Source organism: Aquabacterium commune (assembly GCF_004362855.1).
Classification (GTDB): Bacteria; Pseudomonadota; Gammaproteobacteria; order Burkholderiales; family Burkholderiaceae_C; genus Aquabacterium; species Aquabacterium commune.
The window spans coordinates 618,368-638,685 of sequence record NZ_SNXW01000001.1 but is presented as its reverse complement, the minus strand read 5'-3'; the positions used below and the strand labels follow the sequence as shown (position 1 = coordinate 638,685).

Here is a 20,318-nt window from a genome sequence, read left to right as displayed (position 1 = left end):
TGGGCAGAATCCAAAGCCATGTCGCTTGCCATCGTTCACAGCCGCGCCCTCGATGGCCTGCTGGCCCCGGAAGTCACCGTGGAGGTCCACCTCGCCAACGGCCTGCCCTCGTTCACTTTGGTTGGGTTGGCGGACACCGAGGTCAAGGAGGCCCGCGAGCGCGTTCGCGCGGCGCTGAGCAACAGCGGCCTGGAGTTCCCGGTCAACAAGCGCATCACGGTCAACCTCGCCCCCGCCGACCTGCCCAAGGAATCAGGGCGCTTCGACTTGCCGATCGCGCTCGGCATCCTTGCCGCCATGGGCCACGTGGACGCAGCCAAGCTGGCCGAGCTGGAGTTCGCGGGTGAGCTGTCTTTGGGTGGGGAGTTGCGCCCGGTGCGGGGCGCCCTGCCCATGGCCCTGGCCTGGCACCGCCAGATGCCAGGTGTGCGCCAGCGCGGGCTGGTGCTGCCTCACGCCAGTGCCTGCGAGGCCGCCCTCGTGGACAGCGCCCGGGTGTACGGCGCGCGGCACCTGCTGGAGGTGGTGGAGGCCTTGCGACCCGACGGCCAGGGCTCGGGCGCGGACTTGTCACGGGCGCGCGCCCAGATTCCAGCGCTGCTCGACCGTGTGCTACCCGACATGCGCGACGTGAGGGGCCAGTCGGCGGCCAAGCGCGCGCTGGAGGTGGCGGCCGGCGGCGGCCATTCCCTGCTCATGGTGGGGCCACCTGGCACGGGCAAGTCCATGCTGGCGCAGCGATTCCTGGGGCTGCTGCCCGAGCTCACCCAGGAGGAGGCCCTGAGCTCGGCGGCCGTGCTCAGCCTCGCCGGTCACTTTGACGCGGCCAACTGGCGCCAGCGGGTGCTGCGCGCGCCTCACCACACGGCCTCGTCCGTGGCGCTGGTCGGCGGCGGATCGCCCCCACGCCCGGGTGAGATTTCCCTGGCGCACCACGGCGTCCTTTTCCTGGACGAGTTGCCCGAGTTCCCGCGCGCCGCCCTGGAAGCCCTGCGCGAACCGCTCGAAACCGGCCACATCACCATCTCGCGCGCGGCGCGGCGGCATGACTTTCCAGCGCGCTTCCAATTGGTGGGCGCCATGAACCCCTGCCCGTGCGGGCATTTCGGCAACCCGATCAAGGCCTGTCGCTGCACGCCCGAAATGGTGGCCCGCTATCAGGGGCGCCTCAGCGGCCCCTTGCTGGACCGCATCGACGTGCAAGTGGAGGTGCCTGCCGTGCCGCCCGAGGTGCTGGCGCGCAGCCCGGATGGCGAGGCCTCGGCGAGCATCGCGGCCAGGGTGCAGGCTGCCCGGTCGCGCCAGCTGCAGCGCCAGGGGGCGCTCAACGCCGAATTGTCCGGGTCGCTGCTTGACGAGCACGCCCAGGCCGATCAGGCAGCGCTGGCCTTTCTGCAGGCGGCTTGCACCAAGCTGGGCTGGTCGGGCCGTGCGTACCACCGCGTGCTCAAGCTGGCGCGCACGGTGGCGGACCTGGCCGGAGCACCGCGCATCGCATCGGCGCACATGGCCGAGGCCATCCAGCACCGGAGGGTCTTGACTTCTGCCTGAGGTGGCGTGTCGGCATACTGCAGGTTCTGGCCTGAGCCAACGCTCATCAGGCATCCACCAGCACCCCACCCATCCCTCACCGTCATCGGAGCCACATCCATGTCTTCCAAGGCCACTTTTGCATCCGCCCCCGATGACGCCCGCGCCCGGGCCACCAGCGCACCGAGGGTGCGACCCTGGCTGGCGGGCTTGTGCCTGGCAAGCCTGGCTGTGGGCACGGTGTGGGCGCAGGCCCCTCGGGGGCAGTCACCGCAGGCGCAGCCCCAGGGGCGCGCACAAGCACAGGTTCAGGTTCAGGACGCCTGGTTGCGCCCCACGGTGGCTGGGCAGTCGGCGACCGGGGGCTACATGCGCCTGACCGCATCCCAAGACCTGCAGTTGCTCGGCTTCAGCAGCCCCGTGGCGGCCGAAGCCCAACTGCACGAAATGGTGATGAACGGTGACGTGATGCAAATGCGAGAGTCGGCTGCTTTGTCGCTGCCAGCGGGCACCGCGGTGGCCCTGCAGCCGGGCGCAGGACAGCGCCACCTCATGCTGATGGGCCTGAAGCGTCAGCTCAAGGCGGGCGAGAAGGTCCAGGTGGTGCTGAAGCTGAAGGCGGCCGATGGCACGGCCTTCTCGCAAACGGTGGTGGTGCCGGTCAAGGCCAAGGGGCCTGCGGCAGAGGCTGTGCCGTCAGAGGGCGGCCACCCCCATGGTCACGACGGCAGCCACGACCACAAGCACCAACACGCTCACTGATCTTCCAGGCGCCGGGGGGGGTAGGTGTCCCAGCCCTGGCAGCCAGGGCATTGCCAGAAGTAGTGCTGGCTCTCGAAACCGCAGGCCGCACAGCGGTAGCGTTGCAGCGGTTGGGCCGCGGTGGCCAGGGCCTGCTGCATGCGCTCGATTTCCGGCTCTTCCAAGGGCTTGTGCGTCAGCAGGCGCTCGCGGATCAGGCCTTGCGCCGCTGACAAGGATGGCTGCCTGGAGATGTGGGTCATCAGGGCCTGGCGGCGCAGGTCGCCATCGGGCTGCAGGGCGTTGAGGGCCAGCAACACGTCCACCGAAGGGGCCTGTGCATACAGACTCTCCAGCTTGCCCAGGGCCGTGGCGGTTTGTCCGCAGGCTTGGGCGCAGCGCGCGTAGTCCATGGCGATGAGTGCGAAGGCCTGCGGTTGCACGGCCAGCAGTTCCTCCCAGGCGCGCAAGGCCTCGGCGTTTTGGCCCATGCGCATGAAGCGTTGGCCCATCATCACCAGGGGGCGGGCGGCTTGCGGTGCGGCTTCGCGGGCGCGCACCAAGGCCTGGGCGGCTTCTTCCGGGTGGCTGCGTGCATCGGCCTCGTGGGCGATTTCGCACCAGTGGTGGGCCGTGCGCTGCGAGAACGAACCCGTGCCGGCCGCTTCCAGCTGGTGGGCCATCTCGATGGCCGGGTGCCAGTTGCGCGAACGCTCGTGCAGCGAGAGCAGCGCCAGGCGGGCATCGGTGCTGAAGGCGGTGCCGGCCAGCGCCTGGAAGGCCTCTTCGGCGCGGTCGAACAGGCCGGCCTTCATGAAGTCCTGGGCCAGGGCGTGCTGGGCGCGTTCGCGCTCGTCGCGCTTGAGGTCGGCGCGGGCCAGCAGGTGTTGGTGCACCCGGATGGCGCGTTCGTACTCGCCACGGCGGCGGAACAGGTTGCCCAGGGCGAAATGCAGGTCCGAGGTGTCGGGGTCGTGTTGCACTGCCTCGATGAAGGCGTCGATGGCTTTGTCCTGTTGTTCGTTGAGCAGCAGGTTCAGGCCTTTGAAATAGGCTTGGGGCGAGGCCTGGTCTTCGCGTTTGAGTTGGCGCAGGTCCATGCGCGAGGCCATCCAGCCCAGCACGAAAGCGCCAGGCAGGGCCAGCAGCAGCCAGTAGAAATTGAAGTCCATGGGTGTGTCAGGCCACCAGGGCCAAGCTCATTTCGCCGGCTTGCGCGGCGCAGGCATGTCGGGCGGGAAGGGCAGTTCGCTGGGCAGCGAGGGCGGTCCGGCCGCGTCGCTGGCATTGCCTGTCCCTGCTTTGCCGCTTGATTTGGCGGTGCCTGGCACTGGCTCGGGCATCAGCAGTTGGCGGGTGCGCGCGTCACGGCGGTGGCGCCACCAGCTGGGCACCATCGACAGCACGCCCGTGGCGCAACCGAGTGCGAACACGCCGAGCACCACGAACACAATCGGGCCCTGCCAGTGCCAGCCGAACATCCATTTCAGTTCGACAAGGTGCTGGTTGTTCAGTGCGAAGGCGAACAACACGAAAAACAGCAGGCCGCGCCACAACCAGGTCAGTGCTCGCATGGGTGTTCAGCTGGGTGTTCAAGTCGATGGGGTGTCGGCGACGGTCGGTGTGGCCGCTGCCTCCCCCGCAGTATCCACCGTGTCCACGCCTTCGCGCAGGGCTTTGCCAGGTTTGAAGTGCGGCACCAGCTTCTCGGGGATCAGGACTTGCTCGCCGGAGCGCGGGTTGCGGCCCATGCGGGGCGGGCGGCGGTTGATGGAAAAGCTGCCAAATCCACGGATTTCGATGCGGTGTCCCCGCGCCAGCGCTTCCGACATGGCGTCCAGGATGGTCTTGACGGCGAATTCGGCGTCGCGCTGGGTGAGCTGGCTGAAGCGTTCGGCCAGCCGGGCGACGAGGTCGGATCGGGTCATGGGTGCGGGCGGAAGCTGGCGTCCGGTTGGGGTGTCCGGAGAGTGACTCCGGGAGGGACTGAGGTGAGCGGCGGCATCGGGTCGGTGACCTGAGCCCCGCTCAACTCAATCCCCGATCACGCCAGACCGAAGCCTGGGCGCGATGGGGTGAGGCGTCAGAAACGCAGGCTGGATCAGCCGTTGTTCTGGTCCAGCTTGGCCTTCAGCAGGGCGCCCAGGCTGGTGGTGCCGGAGCCTTCCTTGGTGGTGTCGGCGCGCAGCGATTGCATGGCTTCTTGCTGCTCGACGTTGTCCTTGGCCTTGATCGACAGCTGGATGCCGCGGGTCTTGCGGTCCACGTTGATGATCAGGGCGGTGACTTCGTCGCCTTCCTTCAGCACGTTGCGGGCGTCTTCCACGCGGTCGCGGGAGATTTCCGAAGCGCGCAGGTAGCCGATGATGTCGTCACCCAGGGTGATTTCAGCACCCTTGGCATCCACGGTCTTGACGATGCCGGTGACGGTGGCGCCACGGTCGTTGAGGGTCGTGAAGTTGGTGAACGGGTCGGAGTCCAGCTGCTTGATGCCCAGGGAGATGCGCTCGCGCTCGACGTCGATGGCCAGCACGATCGCTTCGACTTCCTGGCCCTTCTTGTAGTTGCGCACGGCGGCTTCGCCAGGCTCGTTCCAAGACAGGTCGGACAGGTGCACCAGGCCGTCGATACCGGCAGCCAGGCCCACGAACACGCCGAAGTCGGTGATCGACTTGACGGGGCCCTTGACCTTGTCGCCGCGGTTGAACGACTGGGCGAAATCGTCCCAAGGGTTCGGCTTGCACTGCTTCATGCCCAGGGAGATGCGACGCTTGTCTTCGTCGATTTCCAGGACCATGACTTCCACTTCGTCGCCCAGGTTGACGATCTTGTTGGGGGCCACGTTCTTGTTGGTCCAGTCCATCTCGGAGACGTGCACCAGGCCTTCGATGCCGGGTTCGATCTCGACGAAGGCACCGTAGTCAGCGATGTTGGTGACCTTGCCGAACAGGCGGGTGCCGGCGGGGTAACGGCGCGACACGCCAACCCACGGATCGTCGCCCATCTGCTTCAGGCCCAGCGAGACGCGGTTCTTCTCGGCGTCGAACTTCAGGACCTTGGCGGTCAGTTCCTGGCCCACCGTCACGACTTCGGACGGGTGACGGACACGGCGCCATGCCATGTCGGTGATGTGCAGCAGGCCGTCGATGCCGCCCAGGTCCACGAACGCACCGTATTCGGTGATGTTCTTGACCACGCCTTCGACGATGGCGCCTTCGCGCAGCGTTTCCATCAGCTTGGCGCGCTCTTCGCCCATCGAAGCTTCGACCACAGCGCGGCGCGACAGCACCACGTTGTTGCGCTTGCGGTCCAGCTTGATGACCTTGAATTCCATGGTCTTGCCTTCGAACGGCGACATGTCTTTGACAGGACGCGTGTCGAGCAGCGAGCCGGGCAGGAAGGCGCGGATGCCGTTGACCAGAACGGTCAGACCGCCCTTGACCTTGCCGTTGACGGTGCCGGTCACGAAGTCGCCGGACTCCAGCGCGGTTTCCAGGGACAGCCACGATGCCAGGCGCTTGGCCTTGTCGCGCGACAGGATGGTGTCGCCGTAGCCGTTTTCGATGGCGTCAACCGCCACGGACACGAAGTCGCCCACTTGGACTTCGATCTCGCCCTGGTCGTTTTTGAACTCGTCCAGGGGCACATAGGCCTCGGACTTCAAGCCGGCGTTGACGACCACAAAGTTGTGTTCGACAGCGACCACCTCGGCGGTGATGACTTCGCCGGTGCGCATGTTGGTGCGCTGCAACGACTCTTCAAAAAGGGCGGCAAAAGATTCAGACATGGAATTTCCTGTGCTGGCGTGAACCAGCGGAAACGCTCTGGAATCGACAGGAACGACCAAAGCGGGTTGGGTTGAAGAACATGACACCCGGGCGGCTCGAAAAGGAGGAACCACCCTGATCGCTCGCGTCCTTGCCTGGCAGCAGGGACGGGGCGTCACAGCCTTGTTGTCACGGTGTGTGACCTTCGGCCTGGCGGTCGGCGTTGGCAGGAGCGCAGCTCAGTGCCGAACGATGACGTGGGGCCAGCCCTGAACCCACCAGCCCAGCACGGCATCAACGGATTCGTCGATGCTCAGTGCGGAGTTGTCGAGTTTTCGGGCGTCTGCAGCAGGGGCCAGGGGCGCCACCGCGCGGGAGGTGTCCCGCAGGTCGCGCGCTTCCAAGTCTGCGCAGATCTCGTCAAGGGTAACAGAAAACCCTTTAGAAATCAATTGCTTATGCCGCCGCTCGGCGCGTTGGGCGACGCTGGCGGTCAGAAACACCTTCAGGGCGGCGTCGGGAAACACCACCGTGCCCATGTCGCGGCCGTCGGCGACCAGGCCGGGCAGGCCGCGGAAGGCTTTTTGCAGCTCCAGCAGGGCCTGGCGCACGCCGGGGTAGGCCGACAGCCGCGAGGCGGCCTGGCCGATTTCTTCGCGGCGCACGGCTTCGCTGACGTCGCGGCCGTCCACCCAGATGTGGTCGCGGTCGAAGCGCAGCGCGATGCCCTCGCCCAACTGGCGGGCGAGCTGCTCCAGCGCGTGGGCGTCGTCCAGGTCGGTGCCTTGCTCCAGCGCCAGCAGGCCGGTGATGCGGTAGAGCGAGCCCGAGTCGAGGAACTGGTAGCCCAGGCGGGTGGCCAGGGCGCTGGCCAGCGTGCCCTTGCCCGAGGCGGTGGGGCCGTCCACGGTGATGACGGGGATCCAGTCCGGGTGGGTCCGCGCGACCTGGAAGAGCGCCTCGAAATAGTCGGGGAAGGTTTTGGCCACGCAACGCGGGTCGTCGATGCGGACCGAGATCGGTTTGGCTTTCACCGCCGAGGGCGCCAGCGGGTTGAAGGCGGCCAGCGAGAAGCACATGGCCATGCGGTGGTCGTCGTAGGTGTGGATGCTGGCGTGTTGCCAGGCGGTCTGCTCGCCTTGGCTGGCCGGTGGCGTCACCTCGATGAAATCTTCACCTTCGACCACGGTGGCGCCGAGTTTGCGCAGCTCCTTGGCCATGGCGGCGATGCGGTCGGTTTCCTTGACGCGCCAGCTCGCGATGTTGCGCAGGCGGGTCGTGCCGTCGGCGTACAGCGCCATCACGGCCAGGGTCATGGCCGCGTCGGGGATGTGGTTGCAGTCGAGGTCGATGGCGTTCAGAGGCCAAGCGCCGCGTTGGACTTCCAGCCAGTTCGGCCCGGACGTGACCTTGGCGCCCATGGCCTGAGCGGCTTCGATGAAGCGGATGTCGCCCTGGATGGACGCGTTGCCCACGCCCTCGATGCGCACCGGCTCGTCGATGCCGGCGATGGCACCGGCGGCAATGAAGTAAGACGCCGAAGACGCGTCCGCCTCGATGTGGATGTGGCCCGGTGACTGGTAACGGCTGCCCTGCGGGATGATGAAGCGCTGCCAGCCCTCGCGCCGCACCTGGATGCCGAAGCGTGCCAGCAGATTCAGCGTGATCTCGATGTAGGGCTTGGAGATGAGCTCGCCCACGACCTCGATGGTCAGGGCCTGGTCTTGCGAGACCAGCGGCAGCGACAGCAGCAGGGCGGTCAGGAACTGGCTGGAGACGTCGCCACGCACCTGGATGGGCGCCGACAGCTTGAGTTGGCCACCGGCCAGGCGCAGCGGCGGGTAGCCTTCCTGGCCTGTGCACTCGACGATGCAGCCCAGCGGGCGCAGGGCATCGACCAGGTCACCGATGGGGCGTTCGTGCATGCGCGGGATGCCGCTGAGCGTGAAGACGCCGCCCTGCGTGGCCGACAGCAGCGCCAAGGCCGCGGTCAGCGGGCGCATGGCCGTGCCGGCATTGCCCAGGAAGAGTTCGGCGTGCAGCACCGCGAGCTTGCCGCCCAGGCCGGTGATGTGGACGGTGTCGCCTTGCTGGTCGAGTTCACAACCCAGGGCGCGCAGGGCTTCGAGCATCACGCGGGTGTCGTCGGACGCCAGCAGGTCGTGGACCACGGTGGTGCCTTCGCTCAGGCCGGCCAGCAGCAGCACCCGGTTGGAGATGCTCTTGGAGCCGGGCAGGCGCACGGTGCCGCCTGCGGTCAGCAGCGGGGGCAGGTCGAGGAAGGCGGTGGTGTACATGCGGAGGCGGTCTCACAGGCGGCTTCGTGGGCCGACAGGACAGATCAGAACAGGGTGGGGCCGTGCGGGTGTTCAGCGGGCCCCGGGTTTGCCGGCAGACGCTGGGTTGAGCGGCGCGGGGTTCAGTTGCCACTTGCTGCGGGCGTCGGAGGCGGTCTGGATCATGCGCTGCAGCTCGGGGCCGTCCCAGGCGCGCATCTGGGCTTCCAGCGTGTCCAGCGCCTGGCGGAAGGCTTCGGACTGCTTGAGCACTTCTTCGCGGTTGGACAGCAGGATGTCGCGCCAGATGGTCGGGTCGCTCGCGGCGATGCGGCTGAAATCGCGGAAACCCGGGCCGGCCAGCGACAGGTACTCCTGGCCGCCCGGCTGCTGGCCCATGGCCGTCATGTACGCGAAAGCCAGCAGGTGCGGCAGGTGGCTCACCGCCGCGAAAGCCGCGTCGTGGTGTTCGGGCGTCATCTTGAGCACCTGGCAACCCACGGCCGCCCACACGTCGGTGGCCTTTTGCACCAGCACCGGGTCGGTCTGCTCCAGCGGCGTGAGGATGAGCTTGCGCCCCTGGTAGAGCGCCGCGTCGGCATGCTCGATGCCCGCGACCTCGCGCCCGGCGATCGGGTGGGCTGGCACGAACGATGGCAGGCGCTCTTTCAGCACGCGCCGGGCGGCATCGACCACATCGCGCTTGGTGGAGCCCACGTCCATGAACAGCACACCGGGGTCCACCAGGTGGCGGATGGCCTTGAAGGTGCCTTCGGACGCGGCCACGGGCACGGCGATCAGGACGATGTCCGAGCCAGAGACGGCCAGCAGCGCCGACTCGGCGGCTACGTCGATCACGCCCATGCGGCGCGCCTTCTCGACGGTGGAGGGCGACTTGCTGTAGCCAATGACGCGCTTGACCAGGCCCGCTTTTTTGAGCGCCAGCGCGAAGGAGCCGCCCATCAGGCCGCAGCCGATCAGACCGAGCTGGTTGAACATGGGTGGGGTGTCCTGCGGCTCAGTGCACGTCCAGCGGGTAGCTGCCGAGCACCTTGAAGAATGAGCATTGGGCGCGCAGCTCGTCGAGCGCAGCGGCCACGTTGTCCTGGGCGGGGTGGCCGGCCAGGTCGATGAAGAAAACGTACTCCCACTGGCCGGAGCGCGCCGGGCGCGACTCGAAACGGCTCATGGACACGCCGTGGCGCTTGAGCGGCACCAGCAGGTCGTGGACGGCGCCGGGGCGGTTGTCCACCGACACCACCAGGCTGATGCAGTCGTGGCCGGTGGGTGCGGCCGGCGTGGCCACCGACTGCGGACGCACGATGACGAAGCGCGTGCGGTTGTGGGCCTCGTCCTGCACGGCGGGCTGCACCACGTGCAGGCCGTACTGGCTGGCGGCGCGCTCGCTGGCCAGGGCCGCGATGCGCGGGTCTTGTGCGGCCATGCGGGCGCCTTCGGCATTGCTCGACACGGCGCGGCGCTCGGCCTGCGGCAGGTGCTGGCTGAGCCAACCCTGGCACTGCGCCAGGGCCTGCGGGTGCGCTGCCACCACCTCGATGCCCTCGCGGCCGAGGTCCTTGCGCAGCAGGTTGTGCGTCACCATCAGGCTGGTTTCGCCCACGATGGACAGCGGCGATTGCAGCAGCAAGTCCAGCGAGCGGGCGACCACGCCTTCGGTCGAGTTCTCGATCGGCACCACACCAAAATCGGCCGATTGGGCCGAGGTGGCCCGGAAGACTTCGTCGATCGAGGGGCACACGACCGCGTCGATGGACGAGCCGAAGTAGTTCAGCGCGGCCTGTTCGCTGAAGGTGCCGATGGGGCCGAGGAAGGCCACGCGTTGGCGACCTTCCAGCGCGCGGCAGGCCGACATGATCTCGCGCCAGATCGGGGCGATGCTGTCATGGCGCACCGGGCCGGGGTTGGCGTTCTTCACGCGGTCGATGACCTGCGCCTCGCGGTCCGGGCGGAACACCGGCGAGCCATCGAGCTTCTTGACCTCGCCCACGGCCTGGGCCAGTTGCGCGCGTTGGTTGAGCAGGGCCAGCAGCTGCTGGTCCACCGTGTCGATCTTCACGCGCAGCTCGCCCAGTTGCTCGTCCACCGGGCGACCGTCGGGCTGGAAGTGGAGGGTGTTGGCGATCGTGTCAGCCATGGCTTGCCGCAAACTGCTTCATGTGATCGACCAGGGCCTGCACGCCGGCCAGGGGCATGGCGTTGTAGATCGAGGCGCGCATGCCGCCCACGCTCTTGTGGCCCTTGAGCTGCAGCAGGCCGGCGCCCTGGGTGCTGGCCAGGAAGGCCGCGTTCAGGCTGTCGTCCGGCAGGAAGAAGGGGATGTTCATGCGCGAACGGCAATCCTTGGCCACCTTGTTGGTGTAGTAGCCGGAGCCGTCGATGTAGTCGTACAGCAGTTGGGCCTTGGCGATGTTGCGCGCCTCGATGGCGGCCAGGCCGGTGAGCTCGCCCTGCGGCGTCACTTCGCGCTGCTTGAGCGCCCACTGGAACACCAGCCCGGCGATGTACCAGGCATAGGTGGGTGGCGTGTTGTACATGGAGCCGTTGTCGGCCACCACCTGGTAGTCGAAGGCCGAGGGCGTGTCGGGCAGGGCGTGGCCGATCAGGTCTTCGCGCACGATGACCAGGGTCAGGCCCGAGGGGCCGATGTTCTTCTGGGCGCCGGCATAGGCCAGGCCCACGCGCGACCAATCGATGGGTCGCGACGCGATGTGCGAGGAGCAGTCGATCACCAGCGGCGCCGTCGAGCCCAGCGCGGCCAGGTCGGGCAGCGCGTGCATCTCCACGCCGTGGATGGTCTCGTTGCTGCAGACGTGCACATACGTGGCGTCGTCCGACAGCTGCCAGCTGCCATGGGCCGGCAGCGTGGTGTGGTGGTCGGCCTCGTTGCTGGCCGCCAACTTGGCCGTGCAGTACTTGCGCGCTTCCTTGGCCGACTTCTGCGACCAGGAGCCGGTGATGACGTGGTCCACCACGCCACCGCGCGACAGGTTCATCGGGATGATCGCGTTCTCGGCGATCGCACCACCCTGCATGAACAGCACCTTGAAGTGCGAGGGGATGGCCAGCAGGGTGCGCAGGTCGGCCTCGGCCTGCTCGGCGATCGAGGTGAACTCCTTGCCGCGGTGGCTCATCTCCATGACGCCCATGCCCGAGCCGCGCCAATCCAGCATCTCGGCCGCGGCCTGTTGCAGCACCTCTTCAGGCAGCGTGGCCGGACCGGCCGAGAAGTTGAAGGGGCGAGGCGATGTGGACATGGGCAGGCGCGGGAGAGGTGCGGGCGACGCAGGCGTCAGGAGCTCACCGTCGAGGGGTCACTTCTTGGCGGGCTTGGCGGCCGGCTTCGAAGCAGGCGCATCGCCACCTTGTGCGGCGTTCTGGTTGGCCATGGCCTGGCTCAGCTTGCCACCGCTGGCGGTGTCGATGATCTTGCGGATGTTGTCCTGCAGGGCTTGCAGCTTGGGGTCCACCTGGCTGCGGGCGTCCGCGGAGACCTTGTCGATCAGCGTCTTTTGCAGCTCGGGGATGACGCTCTGGTACTTCTTCAGCACCGGCGAGTCCAGCATGACGCCCAGTTGCTTGAGCTCCTCTTCGGTGAACTTGTCTTCCAGCACGCTGGCCACGGCGGCGGGGCCGACCTTGGCGGCGCTGGCCTTGACCACGGGCGTCGCGGTCTCCTGGTACTTCTGCAGTTCGGCATCGATCTGCTGACCGGTGGCTTCGCGCTTCTCGGGCGGCACCAGGCCGATCGCGGGCTGCACGAACTGGCCCATCAGCTGGCGCGCCGGGGCTTGGGTGATGTCGGAAGCCAGGCCATCCAGGGCCTGCTTTTGCGCGATCGGCAGGCGCAGGATCTGCTCGCGCTTGTCGGCGTGGGCCGGCAGGGCGATCAGGGTCAGCGTGGCGGTCACAGCGGCAGCCCAGGCGGTTTGACGGAAGTTCATCGGGGGTCCTTGGTTCGTGGAAACAGGGGCCGCATCTTGGCCCCGCTGCGTGTCAGAGTGGCGTCAGGCTTCGGAGGTTCCGTCGCCGCTGTTGGGGGTGTCGGGGGTGTCGGTGTCAGTGTCGCCGATGTCTTCGCCGCCATCCTCGCCCTCGGCCGGCACGTTCGCATCGTTTTCCACGATGCGTTGCAGGCCGATCAGCTTGGCACCTTCGTCCAGCGCGATCAGCGTCACGCCCTGCGTGGCACGGCCGAGTTCGCGGATCTCAGCGACGCGGGTGCGCACCAGCACGCCCTTGTCGGTGATCAGCATGATCTCGTCTTCCGGACGCACCAGCGTGGCCGCCACGACCTTGCCATTGCGCTCGGACTGCTGGATGGCGATCATGCCCTTGGTGCCGCGACCGTGGCGGGTGTACTCGACGATGCCCGTGCGCTTGCCGTAACCGTTCTCGGTGGCGGTCAGCACGCTCTGTGTTTCGTCTTCGGCCACCAGCATGGCGATGACCGACTGGCCGTCTTCCAGCATCATGCCGCGCACGCCGCGGGCGCCACGGCCCATCGGACGCACATCGTCTTCGTCGAAGCGCACGGCCTTGCCGCCGTCAGAGAACAGCATCACGTCGTGCTTGCCGTCGGTCAGGGCCGCGCCCACCAGCACATCGCCATCGTCCAGGCCCACGGCGATGATGCCGGCCTTGCGGGGGTTGCTGAAGTCGGTCAGCGGGGTCTTCTTGACCGTGCCCATCTTGGTGGACATGAAGACGTAGTGGTCTTCGGGGAAGCTGCGGAACTCACCGGTCAGCGGCAGCACCACGTTGATTCGCTCGTCTTTTTCCAACGGGAACATGTTGACCATGGGCTTGCCGCGCGAGTTGCGCGAGCCCTGCGGCACTTCCCAGACCTTGATCCAATAGACGCGACCGCGGTTGCTGAAGCACAGGATGTAGTCGTGCGTGTTGGCGATGAAGAGCTGGTCGATCCAGTCGTCTTCCTTCGTCGCCGTGGCTTGCTTGCCGCGCCCGCCGCGCTTTTGCGAGCGGTACTCGCTCAGCGGCTGGCTCTTGATGTAGCCGGTGTGCGAAATCGTCACCACCATGTCGGTGGGCGTGATCAGGTCTTCGGTGCCCAGCTCTTGCGCGTTGTGCTCGATGGTCGAGCGGCGCGCGCCCAGCTTGGTCTGGCCGAACTCGGTGCGGATGGCGCCCAGCTCGTCGGAAATGATGGTCGAGACGCGCTCCGGCTTGGACAGGATGTCCAGCAGATCGGCGATCTGCGACATCACGTCCTTGTACTCGCCGATGATCTTGTCCTGCTCCAGGCCCGTCAGGCGTTGCAGGCGCATCTGCAGGATCTCGCCGGCCTGGTCTTCCGACAGGCGGTACAGGCCGTCCGACTGCATGCCGAAGCTCAGTGGCAGGCCTTCCGGGCGGTAGAGCTGCGGGTTGCCATCGACGCGCGACAGCATCTCGCGCACCAGGCCCGAATCCCAGCTCTTGGCCATCAGGGCCGTCTTGGCCACCGGCGGCGTCGGCGAGGTCTTGATGGTCTCGATGAACTCGTCGATGTTGGCCAGCGCCACGGCCAGGCCTTCCAGCACGTGGCCGCGTTCGCGCGCCTTGCGCAGCTCGAACACGGTGCGGCGGGTCACGACCTCGCGGCGGTGTTCCAGGAAGACCGTGATCAGGTCCTTCAGGTTGCACAGCTTGGGCTGGCCGTCGATCAGGGCCACCATGTTGATGCCGAAGGTGTCCTGCAGCTGCGTCTGCTTGTACAGGTTGTTCAGCACCACCTCGGGCACTTCGCCGCGCTTGAGTTCAATCACCACGCGCATGCCGGACTTGTCGGATTCGTCCTGGATGTGGCTGATGCCTTCGATCTTCTTCTCGTTGACCAGCTCGGCGATGCGCTCCAGCAGGTTCTTCTTGTTCACCTGATAAGGAATCTCGTCAACGATGATCGCCTGGCGGTCGCCCTTGCCGATGTCTTCGAAGTGCACGCGGGCGCGCATGACCACGCGGCCACGGCCGGTGCGGTAGCCCTCGCGCACACCGCTCAGGCCGTAGATGATGCCGGCGGTGGGGAAGTCCGGGGCCGGGATGATCTCCATGAGCTCATCGACCGAGCAGTCCGGGTTGCGCAGCGAGTGCAGGCAGGCATCCACCACCTCGTTGAGGTTGTGCGGCGGGATGTTGGTGGCCATGCCGACTGCGATGCCGGCCGAGCCGTTGATCAGCAGGTTGGGCAGGCGCGCTGGCAGCACCAGCGGCTCTTTCTCGGAGCCGTCGTAGTTGGGCCCGAAATCGACGGTTTCCTTGTCGATGTCGGCCAGCATCTCGTGGGCGATCTTGGCCAGGCGGATTTCGGTGTACCGCATGGCGGCGGCGTTGTCGCCGTCGATCGAGCCGAAGTTGCCCTGGCCATCGACCAGCATGTGGCGCAGCGAGAAGTCCTGCGCCATCCGGACGATGGTGTCGTACACGGCCGAGTCGCCGTGCGGGTGGTATTTACCGATGACGTCACCGACGATGCGCGCCGACTTCTTGTAAGGGCGGTTCCAGTCGTTGTTCAGCTCGTGCATGGCGAACAACACACGCCGGTGCACAGGCTTCAAGCCGTCGCGGGCGTCCGGCAGGGCGCGCCCGACGATCACGCTCATCGCGTAATCCAGATACGAACGCCGCATCTCCTCTTCGAGGCTGATGGGCAGGGTTTCCTTGGCGAATGACGTCATGCGTGCTTCACATTGAGAGGGACACGGCCCGAGGCGGCCCGGGCCGCCTTGCCGTTGTGGCCCACCAGCTCACGACCGAAAACGTCGCGCGGATGACGGGCAGGGAAGCGAAAGGTGCATTGTAATTGGCCCGTCATGTCGTGACGAAACAACAAGATGTCACGTTCCCCGCTGCGAACGCGGGTGCCACTTGAGCGGAGTTTTCGCTGTGGCACAATGAATTCGTTAGTCTCGTCGGGTCTTGTACCTGGGGAGTCGCCTGTCACCAGGCCGTTCGCAGCCATTTGCTGCGTCTAATTCGTGAGGATCTGCATGAACAAGTTCAATAAGGTTGCTGCCCTGTTTGCCACGGTTGCCATGGCTGGTGGCGCATTCGCCCAAACCGCCCAAACCACGGTCGATAACTGGCGCGCCACCGACGGCACCGTCTGGAAGAATGGCACCAACGAATACTGCTGGCGCGACAACCCCTGGACCCCGGCCACTGGCGTCCAAGGTTGCGACGGCGTGCCCGCGCCCGCTGCTGCCCCGGCACCTGCTGCGCCTGCTCCGGCACCGGCTGCTGCACCGACTCCGGCGCCCGTCGCTGTGCCCGTGGCGCCTGCCACCGAGAAGGTCAGCTTCGCTGCCGACGCTTTCTTTGACTTCGACAAGGCTGTGCTGAAGCCCGAAGGCAAGGCCAAGCTGGACGATCTGGCCGACAAGGTCAAGGGCATCACCCTGGAAGTCATCATCGCCGTCGGTCACACCGACTCGGTGGGCACCGACGGTTACAACCAGAAGCTGTCCGAGAAGCGCTCGGAAGCCGTCAAGTCCTACCTGGTGGGCAAGGGCATTGAGGCTTCGCGCGTTTACGTCGAAGGCAAGGGCGAGAAGCAGCCTGTGGCCGACAACAAGTCTGCCGATGGCCGCGCCAAGAACCGCCGCGTCGAAATCGAAGTGGTCGGCACCCGCGCCAAGTGATCCTGACGGGGAGCTGACGCCTGCTGTATGGCAGGTTTCGCACCCCACTGATCACCCGAAGAGCCCTGCGCTGTGCGTGGGGCTTTTTTTCGCCTGAACGCGATCGCCCTTGGCGCGTTGCTCATCGGTGGGCCACGTTGAGCGCAAGAAAAAAGGCGACCCGGAGGTCGCCTTGCTGCTTTTGCGGGCCCGGGCCCGGCGGGCAGGGGTCAGACCAGCGTCACGTCCTTGCCGCTCAGGCGCTTGGCCAGCTGCGTGGCCATGCGGTTGGTCGTGCCATAGATCGACAACTGCGGGTTGGCGCCGATGCTGGTCGGGAAGACCGAGCCGTCGTGCACCGACAGGTTGCTGAGCTGCCAATGCACGCCGTCGGGTCGCACGACGCCGAGCTTCTCCGTGCCACCCATGCGGCAGCCACCCATGATGTGGGCCGAGCCGACGCCCGCGTAATAGGGCTTCATCTCGAAGGCCTCGATGGCGGCCTTGGCCTGGGCCCAGCTGGTGTATGCGTCGGCCTGCTCGTGCGTGGGCAGCACCGATTTGGCGCCTGCCGCGAACTGGATTTCCGCCATGGACAGCATGGACTGCTTGAGGCCGGCCATCACGTAGTCGGTCAGCGGGTAGTGAAGCAGCGGGCTGCCGTCCACGTTCAGCATCACCGTGCCGCCTTGCGACTCCGGGTGGAAGCCGTCACGCAGCAGCGTCAGCATCATCTGGGTGTGAGGGTAGGCGGCGAAGCGCTCTGCCAGTTTCTGGCCATAGCTGCCCAGCAGCACGGACACCAGACCCGGGTGCAGGGGCGTGGCTTCGAGCTTGTAGCCGATCGGGCCGTTGAACGGCGCGTTGTGCACGAAATGGTCCGAGTAGATGGACTGCGGCGCACCGGCCCAGGCTTCCACGCGCTCGTTGAACACGCCGGCAGACATCGTCACCGGGTGCAGGAAGGTGCGGGTGCCCAGCAGGCCGTGCGGGTCCGGCGCCTTGGAGCGCTTGAGCAGGGCCGGCGAGTTGATGGCGCCACCGGCCACCACATAGTGACGCGCGGTGACACGCATGACCTTGTCAGACGTCTTGGTGCCGTTGATGCGGATGGGCACGCAGATCAGGGATTTGACCTTGTCGCCCTCGATCTCGAATTCCTGGGCGCGGGTCTGGTGGAACAGGCGTGCGCCGGCCTGCAGCGCGCTGGGGATGGTCGTCACCAGCATCGACTGCTTGGCGTTGGTGGGGCACCCCAGGCCGCAGGAGCCGATGTTGTAGCAGCCCTTGACGTTGCGCGGGATGACCTCCGCCGAGATGCCCAGCTTCCTGGCACCCGTGCGCAGCAGTTCGTTGTTCATGTTCGGTGGCACCTCTTCCCACAGGTGCATGTTCAGGCGCTTTTCGGCCTGAGCGAACCAGGGCGCCATCGCCTGTTCGGAGAAGTCCTTGAGCTCGAACTGGTCCTGCCAGTAGCCCAGCGTGCTGGCCGGCGTGCGGAAGGAGCTCGTCCAGTTGATGACGGTGGTGCCGCCCACACAACGGCCTTGCAGCAGCGTGATGGCACCGTCCACGGTCTTGCGCGCGGCGCCTTCCTGGTACAGCGTGGCGTAGGCCTCGGACTCTTTCTGGTTGAAGTCGGAGCTGGTGCGCAGCGGGCCTTCTTCGATCAGGACGACATCGAGGCCCGCCTTGGTCAGCAACTCGGCGGTGATGCCGGCGCCTGCGCCCGAGCCGATGATGGCCACGTCGCATTGGACCTGCTCAGGCAGGCCAGCCTCGCTGTGGGTGGCCTTCCAGCCACGCGCCAGGCCTTCGCGGAAAGGATCAGGGAGCTTGCTCATAGTGCGATGGGGCCAGGGTAGCCCGTCAACTTCCAGTGGTCGCTGTTGGAGAAGAAGGCCATGCAGGTCACGCCACGCACCACCTGGTAGGTCAGGCGGGTGGTGGGCAGGGGGTTCATGCGCATGGTCTCGATGGCGGCGGCGATGTCGGCTTCCGTGGCCTCGCCCCAGCTGCTGCCCAGGCCGGTCAGCATCTTGCGGGTGGCCAGATTGCCCAGCAGGCCGAGGATGGCGCCGATCTGGACCTGCAGCACGTTCGGCAAGCCACTGAGGAACACCTCCACGTGGGCGAGGTGGCCTTCCAGGATGGCGTCGCGCTCGGCGGTGTCCTTGGGCAGCATGGGGCCGACGATGCCGATGGCCAGGCCACGCATCACGTCGCGGCCACTGTTGGTCAGTTTGCCGTCGCTGATGCCACGCTGCCAGTAAACGAGGCCGCCCAGGCTGGCGCCGATCGCGCCGATGGCGAGGGCCGTCTTGAGGAACCAGCGGCGCTTGGGGGTGAGGGGGTGATCTATCGCGCGGTCAACCATGTGTGTGGCTTCCGTTGGAGGGCCTGAACAATGTGGAAAGATTGTGAGTCAAATCACACCCAGATTGTGCATGTGAAGGTCTGCGCGCTTTCCCTCAGCCCGGGGCTGCCCACATTGTGTTCAATGGGCGGTGGCGTTTGGCGATGACAAGTTGGCGCCACAAATTGCGGGAATACCCTCAGTCACGAATGTTGCAGAATGCCTGCAGCGGAGAATGCCCCCGTCGGCGCTGTTGACCTGACGTGGCGCCCGCAAGTTACCGACCCATTCGAGGAAGACACATGACGATCTCTCAGCCCTGGCTGGCCAGTTACGAACCCGGTGTGCCCCATCAGATCAACCCCGGTGAGTACAGCTCCCTGGTGGACCTGCTGGACCAGTCCTTCAAGCAGTTCGCCAAGCGTGACATGGCCGCGTTCATGGACGTGCACTGGACCTTCGAGCAGGTCGATGACCTGTCGCGTGCCCTGGCCGGCTATTTCCAGTCCATCGGACTGGCCAAGGGCGCCCGCATCGCCTTGATGATGCCCAACGTGCCGCAGTACGTGGTCGCCATCGCTGCGGTGCTGCGCGCGGGCTACGTGGTGGTCAACGTCAACCCGCTGTACACGCCGCGCGAGCTGGAGCACCAGCTCAAGGATTCGGGCTCCGAAGCCATCGTCATCCTGGAGAATTTCGCCACGACACTGCAGGAAGTGCTGCCCCGCACGCCGATCAAGTCGGTGATCCTGGCGTCGATGGGCGACATGCTGCCTTTCCCCAAGAGCCTGCTGGTGAACTTCGTGGTGCGCCATGTCAAGAAGATGGTGCCGGCCTTCAGCCTGCCCACCGACAAGGCCAAGGTGCTGACGTTCAAGGACGCGCTGGCCAAGGGCCGCTCGGTCAAGTACACCCGACCGTCTTTGAAAGCCAGCGATGTGGCCTTCCTGCAGTACACGGGCGGCACCACCGGTGTGTCCAAGGGCGCGACGCTGCTGCACAGCAACGTGGTGGCCAACATCCTGCAAAACGAAGCCTGGTTCAAGCCTGAGTTGGCCAAGCTGGGCAACGAGCCGCTTGTGGCCGTGTGCGCGCTGCCGCTGTACCACATCTTCTCGCTGACGGTGTGCTACTTCATGGGCGCGCGCATGGGCAGCATGAACATCCTGATCCCCAACCCGCGTGACCTGCCGGGCGTGATCAAGACGCTGAAGAACTACCGCGTCAACCAGTTCCCCGCCGTGAACACCCTGTTCAACGCACTGGCCAACCACCCCGACTTCGCGCAGCTGGACTTCTCCGGCCTGAAGGTGTCGATGGGCGGTGGCATGGCGGTGCAGCAGGCCACGGCCGAGAAGTGGAAGAAGGTCACGGGCTGCGCCATCGTGGAGGGCTACGGCCTGTCGGAGACCTCGCCGGTGGCCACGGCCAACCGCCTGGACAACACCGAGTTCAACGGCTCCATCGGCTTTCCGCTGCCCTCGACCGAGATCGCCATCATGGACGACGACGGCAAGCACCTGGAGATCGGTGGCGTGGGCGAAATCGCCATCCGTGGCCCGCAGGTGATGGCCGGCTACTGGCAGCGCGATGACGAGACCGCCAAGGTCATGACCGCCGACAACTTCTTCCGCACCGGCGACATCGGCGTGATGGACGCGTCGGGCCAGGTGAAGATCGTGGACCGCAAGAAGGACATGATCCTGGTGTCGGGCTTCAACGTCTATCCCAACGAGGTGGAACAGGTGGTGAACCTGCACCCCGGCGTGATGGAGTGCGCGGCGGTGGGCGTGCCCGACGACAAGTCTGGCGAGGCTGTGAAGCTGTTCGTGGTGCGCAAGGACAGCACCCTGACCGAAGCCCAGCTCAAGGCCTATTGCCACGAGCAGCTGACCGGCTACAAGTGCCCCAAGCACATCGAGTTCCGCAACGACCTGCCCAAGACCAACGTGGGCAAGATCCTGCGCCGCGAACTGCGCGACGAGAAGAAGGCCGCCTGACCTTCAGGCCA

The 20,318-nt window shown here is 66.4% G+C and carries 16 protein-coding genes; 4 read left to right on the top strand and 12 right to left on the bottom strand.

Features of this window, described 5'->3' with window-relative positions; translation table 11 throughout:
- Positions 1-18 precede the first annotated feature (18 nt).
- Both EV672_RS02860 and EV672_RS02855 read left to right on the top strand, forming a co-directional pair.
- Positions 19-1,551, top strand: coding sequence for a YifB family Mg chelatase-like AAA ATPase (locus tag EV672_RS02860; RefSeq protein WP_133606040.1), 1,533 nt, complete (start codon positions 19-21; stop codon positions 1,549-1,551).
- A 99-nt stretch (positions 1,552-1,650) separates the two neighbouring features.
- On the top strand, positions 1,651-2,292 hold the full coding sequence (locus EV672_RS02855; RefSeq protein ID WP_133606039.1) for a copper chaperone PCu(A)C: 642 nt from the start codon (positions 1,651-1,653) through the stop codon (positions 2,290-2,292).
- Here EV672_RS02855 and lapB read toward each other — a convergent pair.
- The 10 genes from lapB to gyrA form a co-directional block, all read right to left on the bottom strand.
- A complete protein-coding gene (gene lapB, locus EV672_RS02850) occupies positions 2,286-3,443 on the bottom strand; it encodes a lipopolysaccharide assembly protein LapB (RefSeq protein WP_133606038.1) in 1,158 nt (385 codons plus the stop codon). The genes EV672_RS02855 and lapB overlap by 7 nt on opposite strands.
- A gap of 27 nt (positions 3,444-3,470) precedes the next feature.
- Positions 3,471-3,845, bottom strand: coding sequence for a LapA family protein (locus EV672_RS02845; RefSeq protein ID WP_133606037.1), 375 nt, complete (start codon positions 3,843-3,845; stop codon positions 3,471-3,473).
- An 18-nt stretch (positions 3,846-3,863) separates the two neighbouring features.
- Positions 3,864-4,199, bottom strand: coding sequence for an integration host factor subunit beta (locus EV672_RS02840; RefSeq protein ID WP_243738478.1), 336 nt, complete (start codon positions 4,197-4,199; stop codon positions 3,864-3,866).
- A 173-nt stretch (positions 4,200-4,372) separates the two neighbouring features.
- Entirely contained in the window at positions 4,373-6,058 is a 1,686-nt protein-coding gene (gene rpsA, locus EV672_RS02835) for a 30S ribosomal protein S1 (protein ID WP_133606036.1), read from the bottom strand.
- 219 nt (positions 6,059-6,277) lie between these two features.
- Positions 6,278-8,335, bottom strand: coding sequence for a bifunctional 3-phosphoshikimate 1-carboxyvinyltransferase/cytidylate kinase (locus tag EV672_RS02830; protein WP_133606035.1), 2,058 nt, complete (start codon positions 8,333-8,335; stop codon positions 6,278-6,280).
- A gap of 72 nt (positions 8,336-8,407) precedes the next feature.
- A complete protein-coding gene (locus EV672_RS02825) occupies positions 8,408-9,313 on the bottom strand; it encodes a prephenate dehydrogenase (protein ID WP_133606034.1) in 906 nt (301 codons plus the stop codon).
- 19 nt (positions 9,314-9,332) lie between these two features.
- Positions 9,333-10,469 carry a prephenate dehydratase gene (gene pheA, locus EV672_RS02820; RefSeq protein WP_133606033.1) on the bottom strand — a complete coding sequence of 379 codons (1,137 nt, stop codon included), beginning with the start codon at positions 10,467-10,469 and terminating at the stop codon, positions 9,333-9,335.
- Positions 10,462-11,589, bottom strand: a complete 1,128-nt coding sequence (gene serC / locus EV672_RS02815) for a 3-phosphoserine/phosphohydroxythreonine transaminase (protein WP_133606032.1) — start codon at positions 11,587-11,589, stop codon at positions 10,462-10,464. The genes pheA and serC overlap by 8 nt, the downstream gene beginning before the upstream one ends.
- 57 nt (positions 11,590-11,646) lie before the next feature.
- Positions 11,647-12,276: a hypothetical protein gene (locus EV672_RS02810; RefSeq protein WP_133606031.1), complete on the bottom strand. Its 630-nt coding sequence runs from the start codon at positions 12,274-12,276 to the stop codon at positions 11,647-11,649.
- Positions 12,277-12,339: 63 nt separating this feature from the next.
- Positions 12,340-15,009: a DNA gyrase subunit A gene (gene gyrA / locus EV672_RS02805; protein WP_133606030.1), complete on the bottom strand. Its 2,670-nt coding sequence runs from the start codon at positions 15,007-15,009 to the stop codon at positions 12,340-12,342.
- A gap of 312 nt (positions 15,010-15,321) precedes the next feature.
- Between gyrA and ompA the strand changes: the two genes are divergently transcribed.
- Positions 15,322-15,972 (top strand): outer membrane protein OmpA, encoded by a 651-nt coding sequence (ompA, locus tag EV672_RS02800; protein ID WP_133606029.1) that lies wholly within the window; start codon positions 15,322-15,324, stop codon positions 15,970-15,972.
- Positions 15,973-16,181: 209 nt separating this feature from the next.
- On the opposite strand, the gene EV672_RS02795 is transcribed toward ompA, so the two are convergent.
- Together EV672_RS02795 and EV672_RS02790 are read right to left on the bottom strand one after the other, a co-directional pair.
- Positions 16,182-17,795, bottom strand: coding sequence for a GMC family oxidoreductase (locus tag EV672_RS02795; RefSeq protein ID WP_133606028.1), 1,614 nt, complete (start codon positions 17,793-17,795; stop codon positions 16,182-16,184).
- Complete coding sequence (locus EV672_RS02790) at positions 17,792-18,328, bottom strand: hypothetical protein (protein ID WP_133606027.1); 537 nt, start codon at positions 18,326-18,328, stop codon at positions 17,792-17,794. Before EV672_RS02790 ends, EV672_RS02795 begins: the two co-directional genes overlap by 4 nt.
- Before the next feature lie 287 nt (positions 18,329-18,615).
- Here EV672_RS02790 and EV672_RS02785 point away from each other — a divergent pair, with 287 nt between their 5' ends.
- Positions 18,616-20,307, top strand: a complete 1,692-nt coding sequence (locus tag EV672_RS02785; RefSeq protein WP_133606492.1) for a long-chain-fatty-acid--CoA ligase — start codon at positions 18,616-18,618, stop codon at positions 20,305-20,307.
- Positions 20,308-20,318: the final 11 nt, after the last annotated feature.

Bases quoted from the DNA above. Each gene is read 5' to 3' on its own strand.
- EV672_RS02830 (WP_133606035.1), bottom strand. From the start codon at position 8,335: ATGTACACCACCGCCTTCCTCGACCTGCCCCCGCTGCTGACCGCAGGC.
- EV672_RS02855 (WP_133606039.1), top strand. From the start codon at position 1,651: ATGTCTTCCAAGGCCACTTTTGCATCCGCCCCCGATGACGCCCGCGCC.
- EV672_RS02860 (WP_133606040.1), top strand. From the start codon at position 19: ATGTCGCTTGCCATCGTTCACAGCCGCGCCCTCGATGGCCTGCTGGCC.
- EV672_RS02845 (WP_133606037.1), bottom strand. From the start codon at position 3,845: ATGCGAGCACTGACCTGGTTGTGGCGCGGCCTGCTGTTTTTCGTGTTG.
- EV672_RS02795 (WP_133606028.1), bottom strand. From the start codon at position 17,795: ATGAGCAAGCTCCCTGATCCTTTCCGCGAAGGCCTGGCGCGTGGCTGG.
- EV672_RS02790 (WP_133606027.1), bottom strand. From the start codon at position 18,328: ATGGTTGACCGCGCGATAGATCACCCCCTCACCCCCAAGCGCCGCTGG.
- pheA (WP_133606033.1), bottom strand. From the start codon at position 10,469: ATGGCTGACACGATCGCCAACACCCTCCACTTCCAGCCCGACGGTCGC.
- EV672_RS02810 (WP_133606031.1), bottom strand. From the start codon at position 12,276: ATGAACTTCCGTCAAACCGCCTGGGCTGCCGCTGTGACCGCCACGCTG.
- lapB (WP_133606038.1), bottom strand. From the start codon at position 3,443: ATGGACTTCAATTTCTACTGGCTGCTGCTGGCCCTGCCTGGCGCTTTC.
- gyrA (WP_133606030.1), bottom strand. From the start codon at position 15,009: ATGACGTCATTCGCCAAGGAAACCCTGCCCATCAGCCTCGAAGAGGAG.
- ompA (WP_133606029.1), top strand. From the start codon at position 15,322: ATGAACAAGTTCAATAAGGTTGCTGCCCTGTTTGCCACGGTTGCCATG.
- rpsA (WP_133606036.1), bottom strand. From the start codon at position 6,058: ATGTCTGAATCTTTTGCCGCCCTTTTTGAAGAGTCGTTGCAGCGCACC.
- EV672_RS02825 (WP_133606034.1), bottom strand. From the start codon at position 9,313: ATGTTCAACCAGCTCGGTCTGATCGGCTGCGGCCTGATGGGCGGCTCC.
- serC (WP_133606032.1), bottom strand. From the start codon at position 11,589: ATGTCCACATCGCCTCGCCCCTTCAACTTCTCGGCCGGTCCGGCCACG.
- EV672_RS02840 (WP_243738478.1), bottom strand. From the start codon at position 4,199: ATGACCCGATCCGACCTCGTCGCCCGGCTGGCCGAACGCTTCAGCCAG.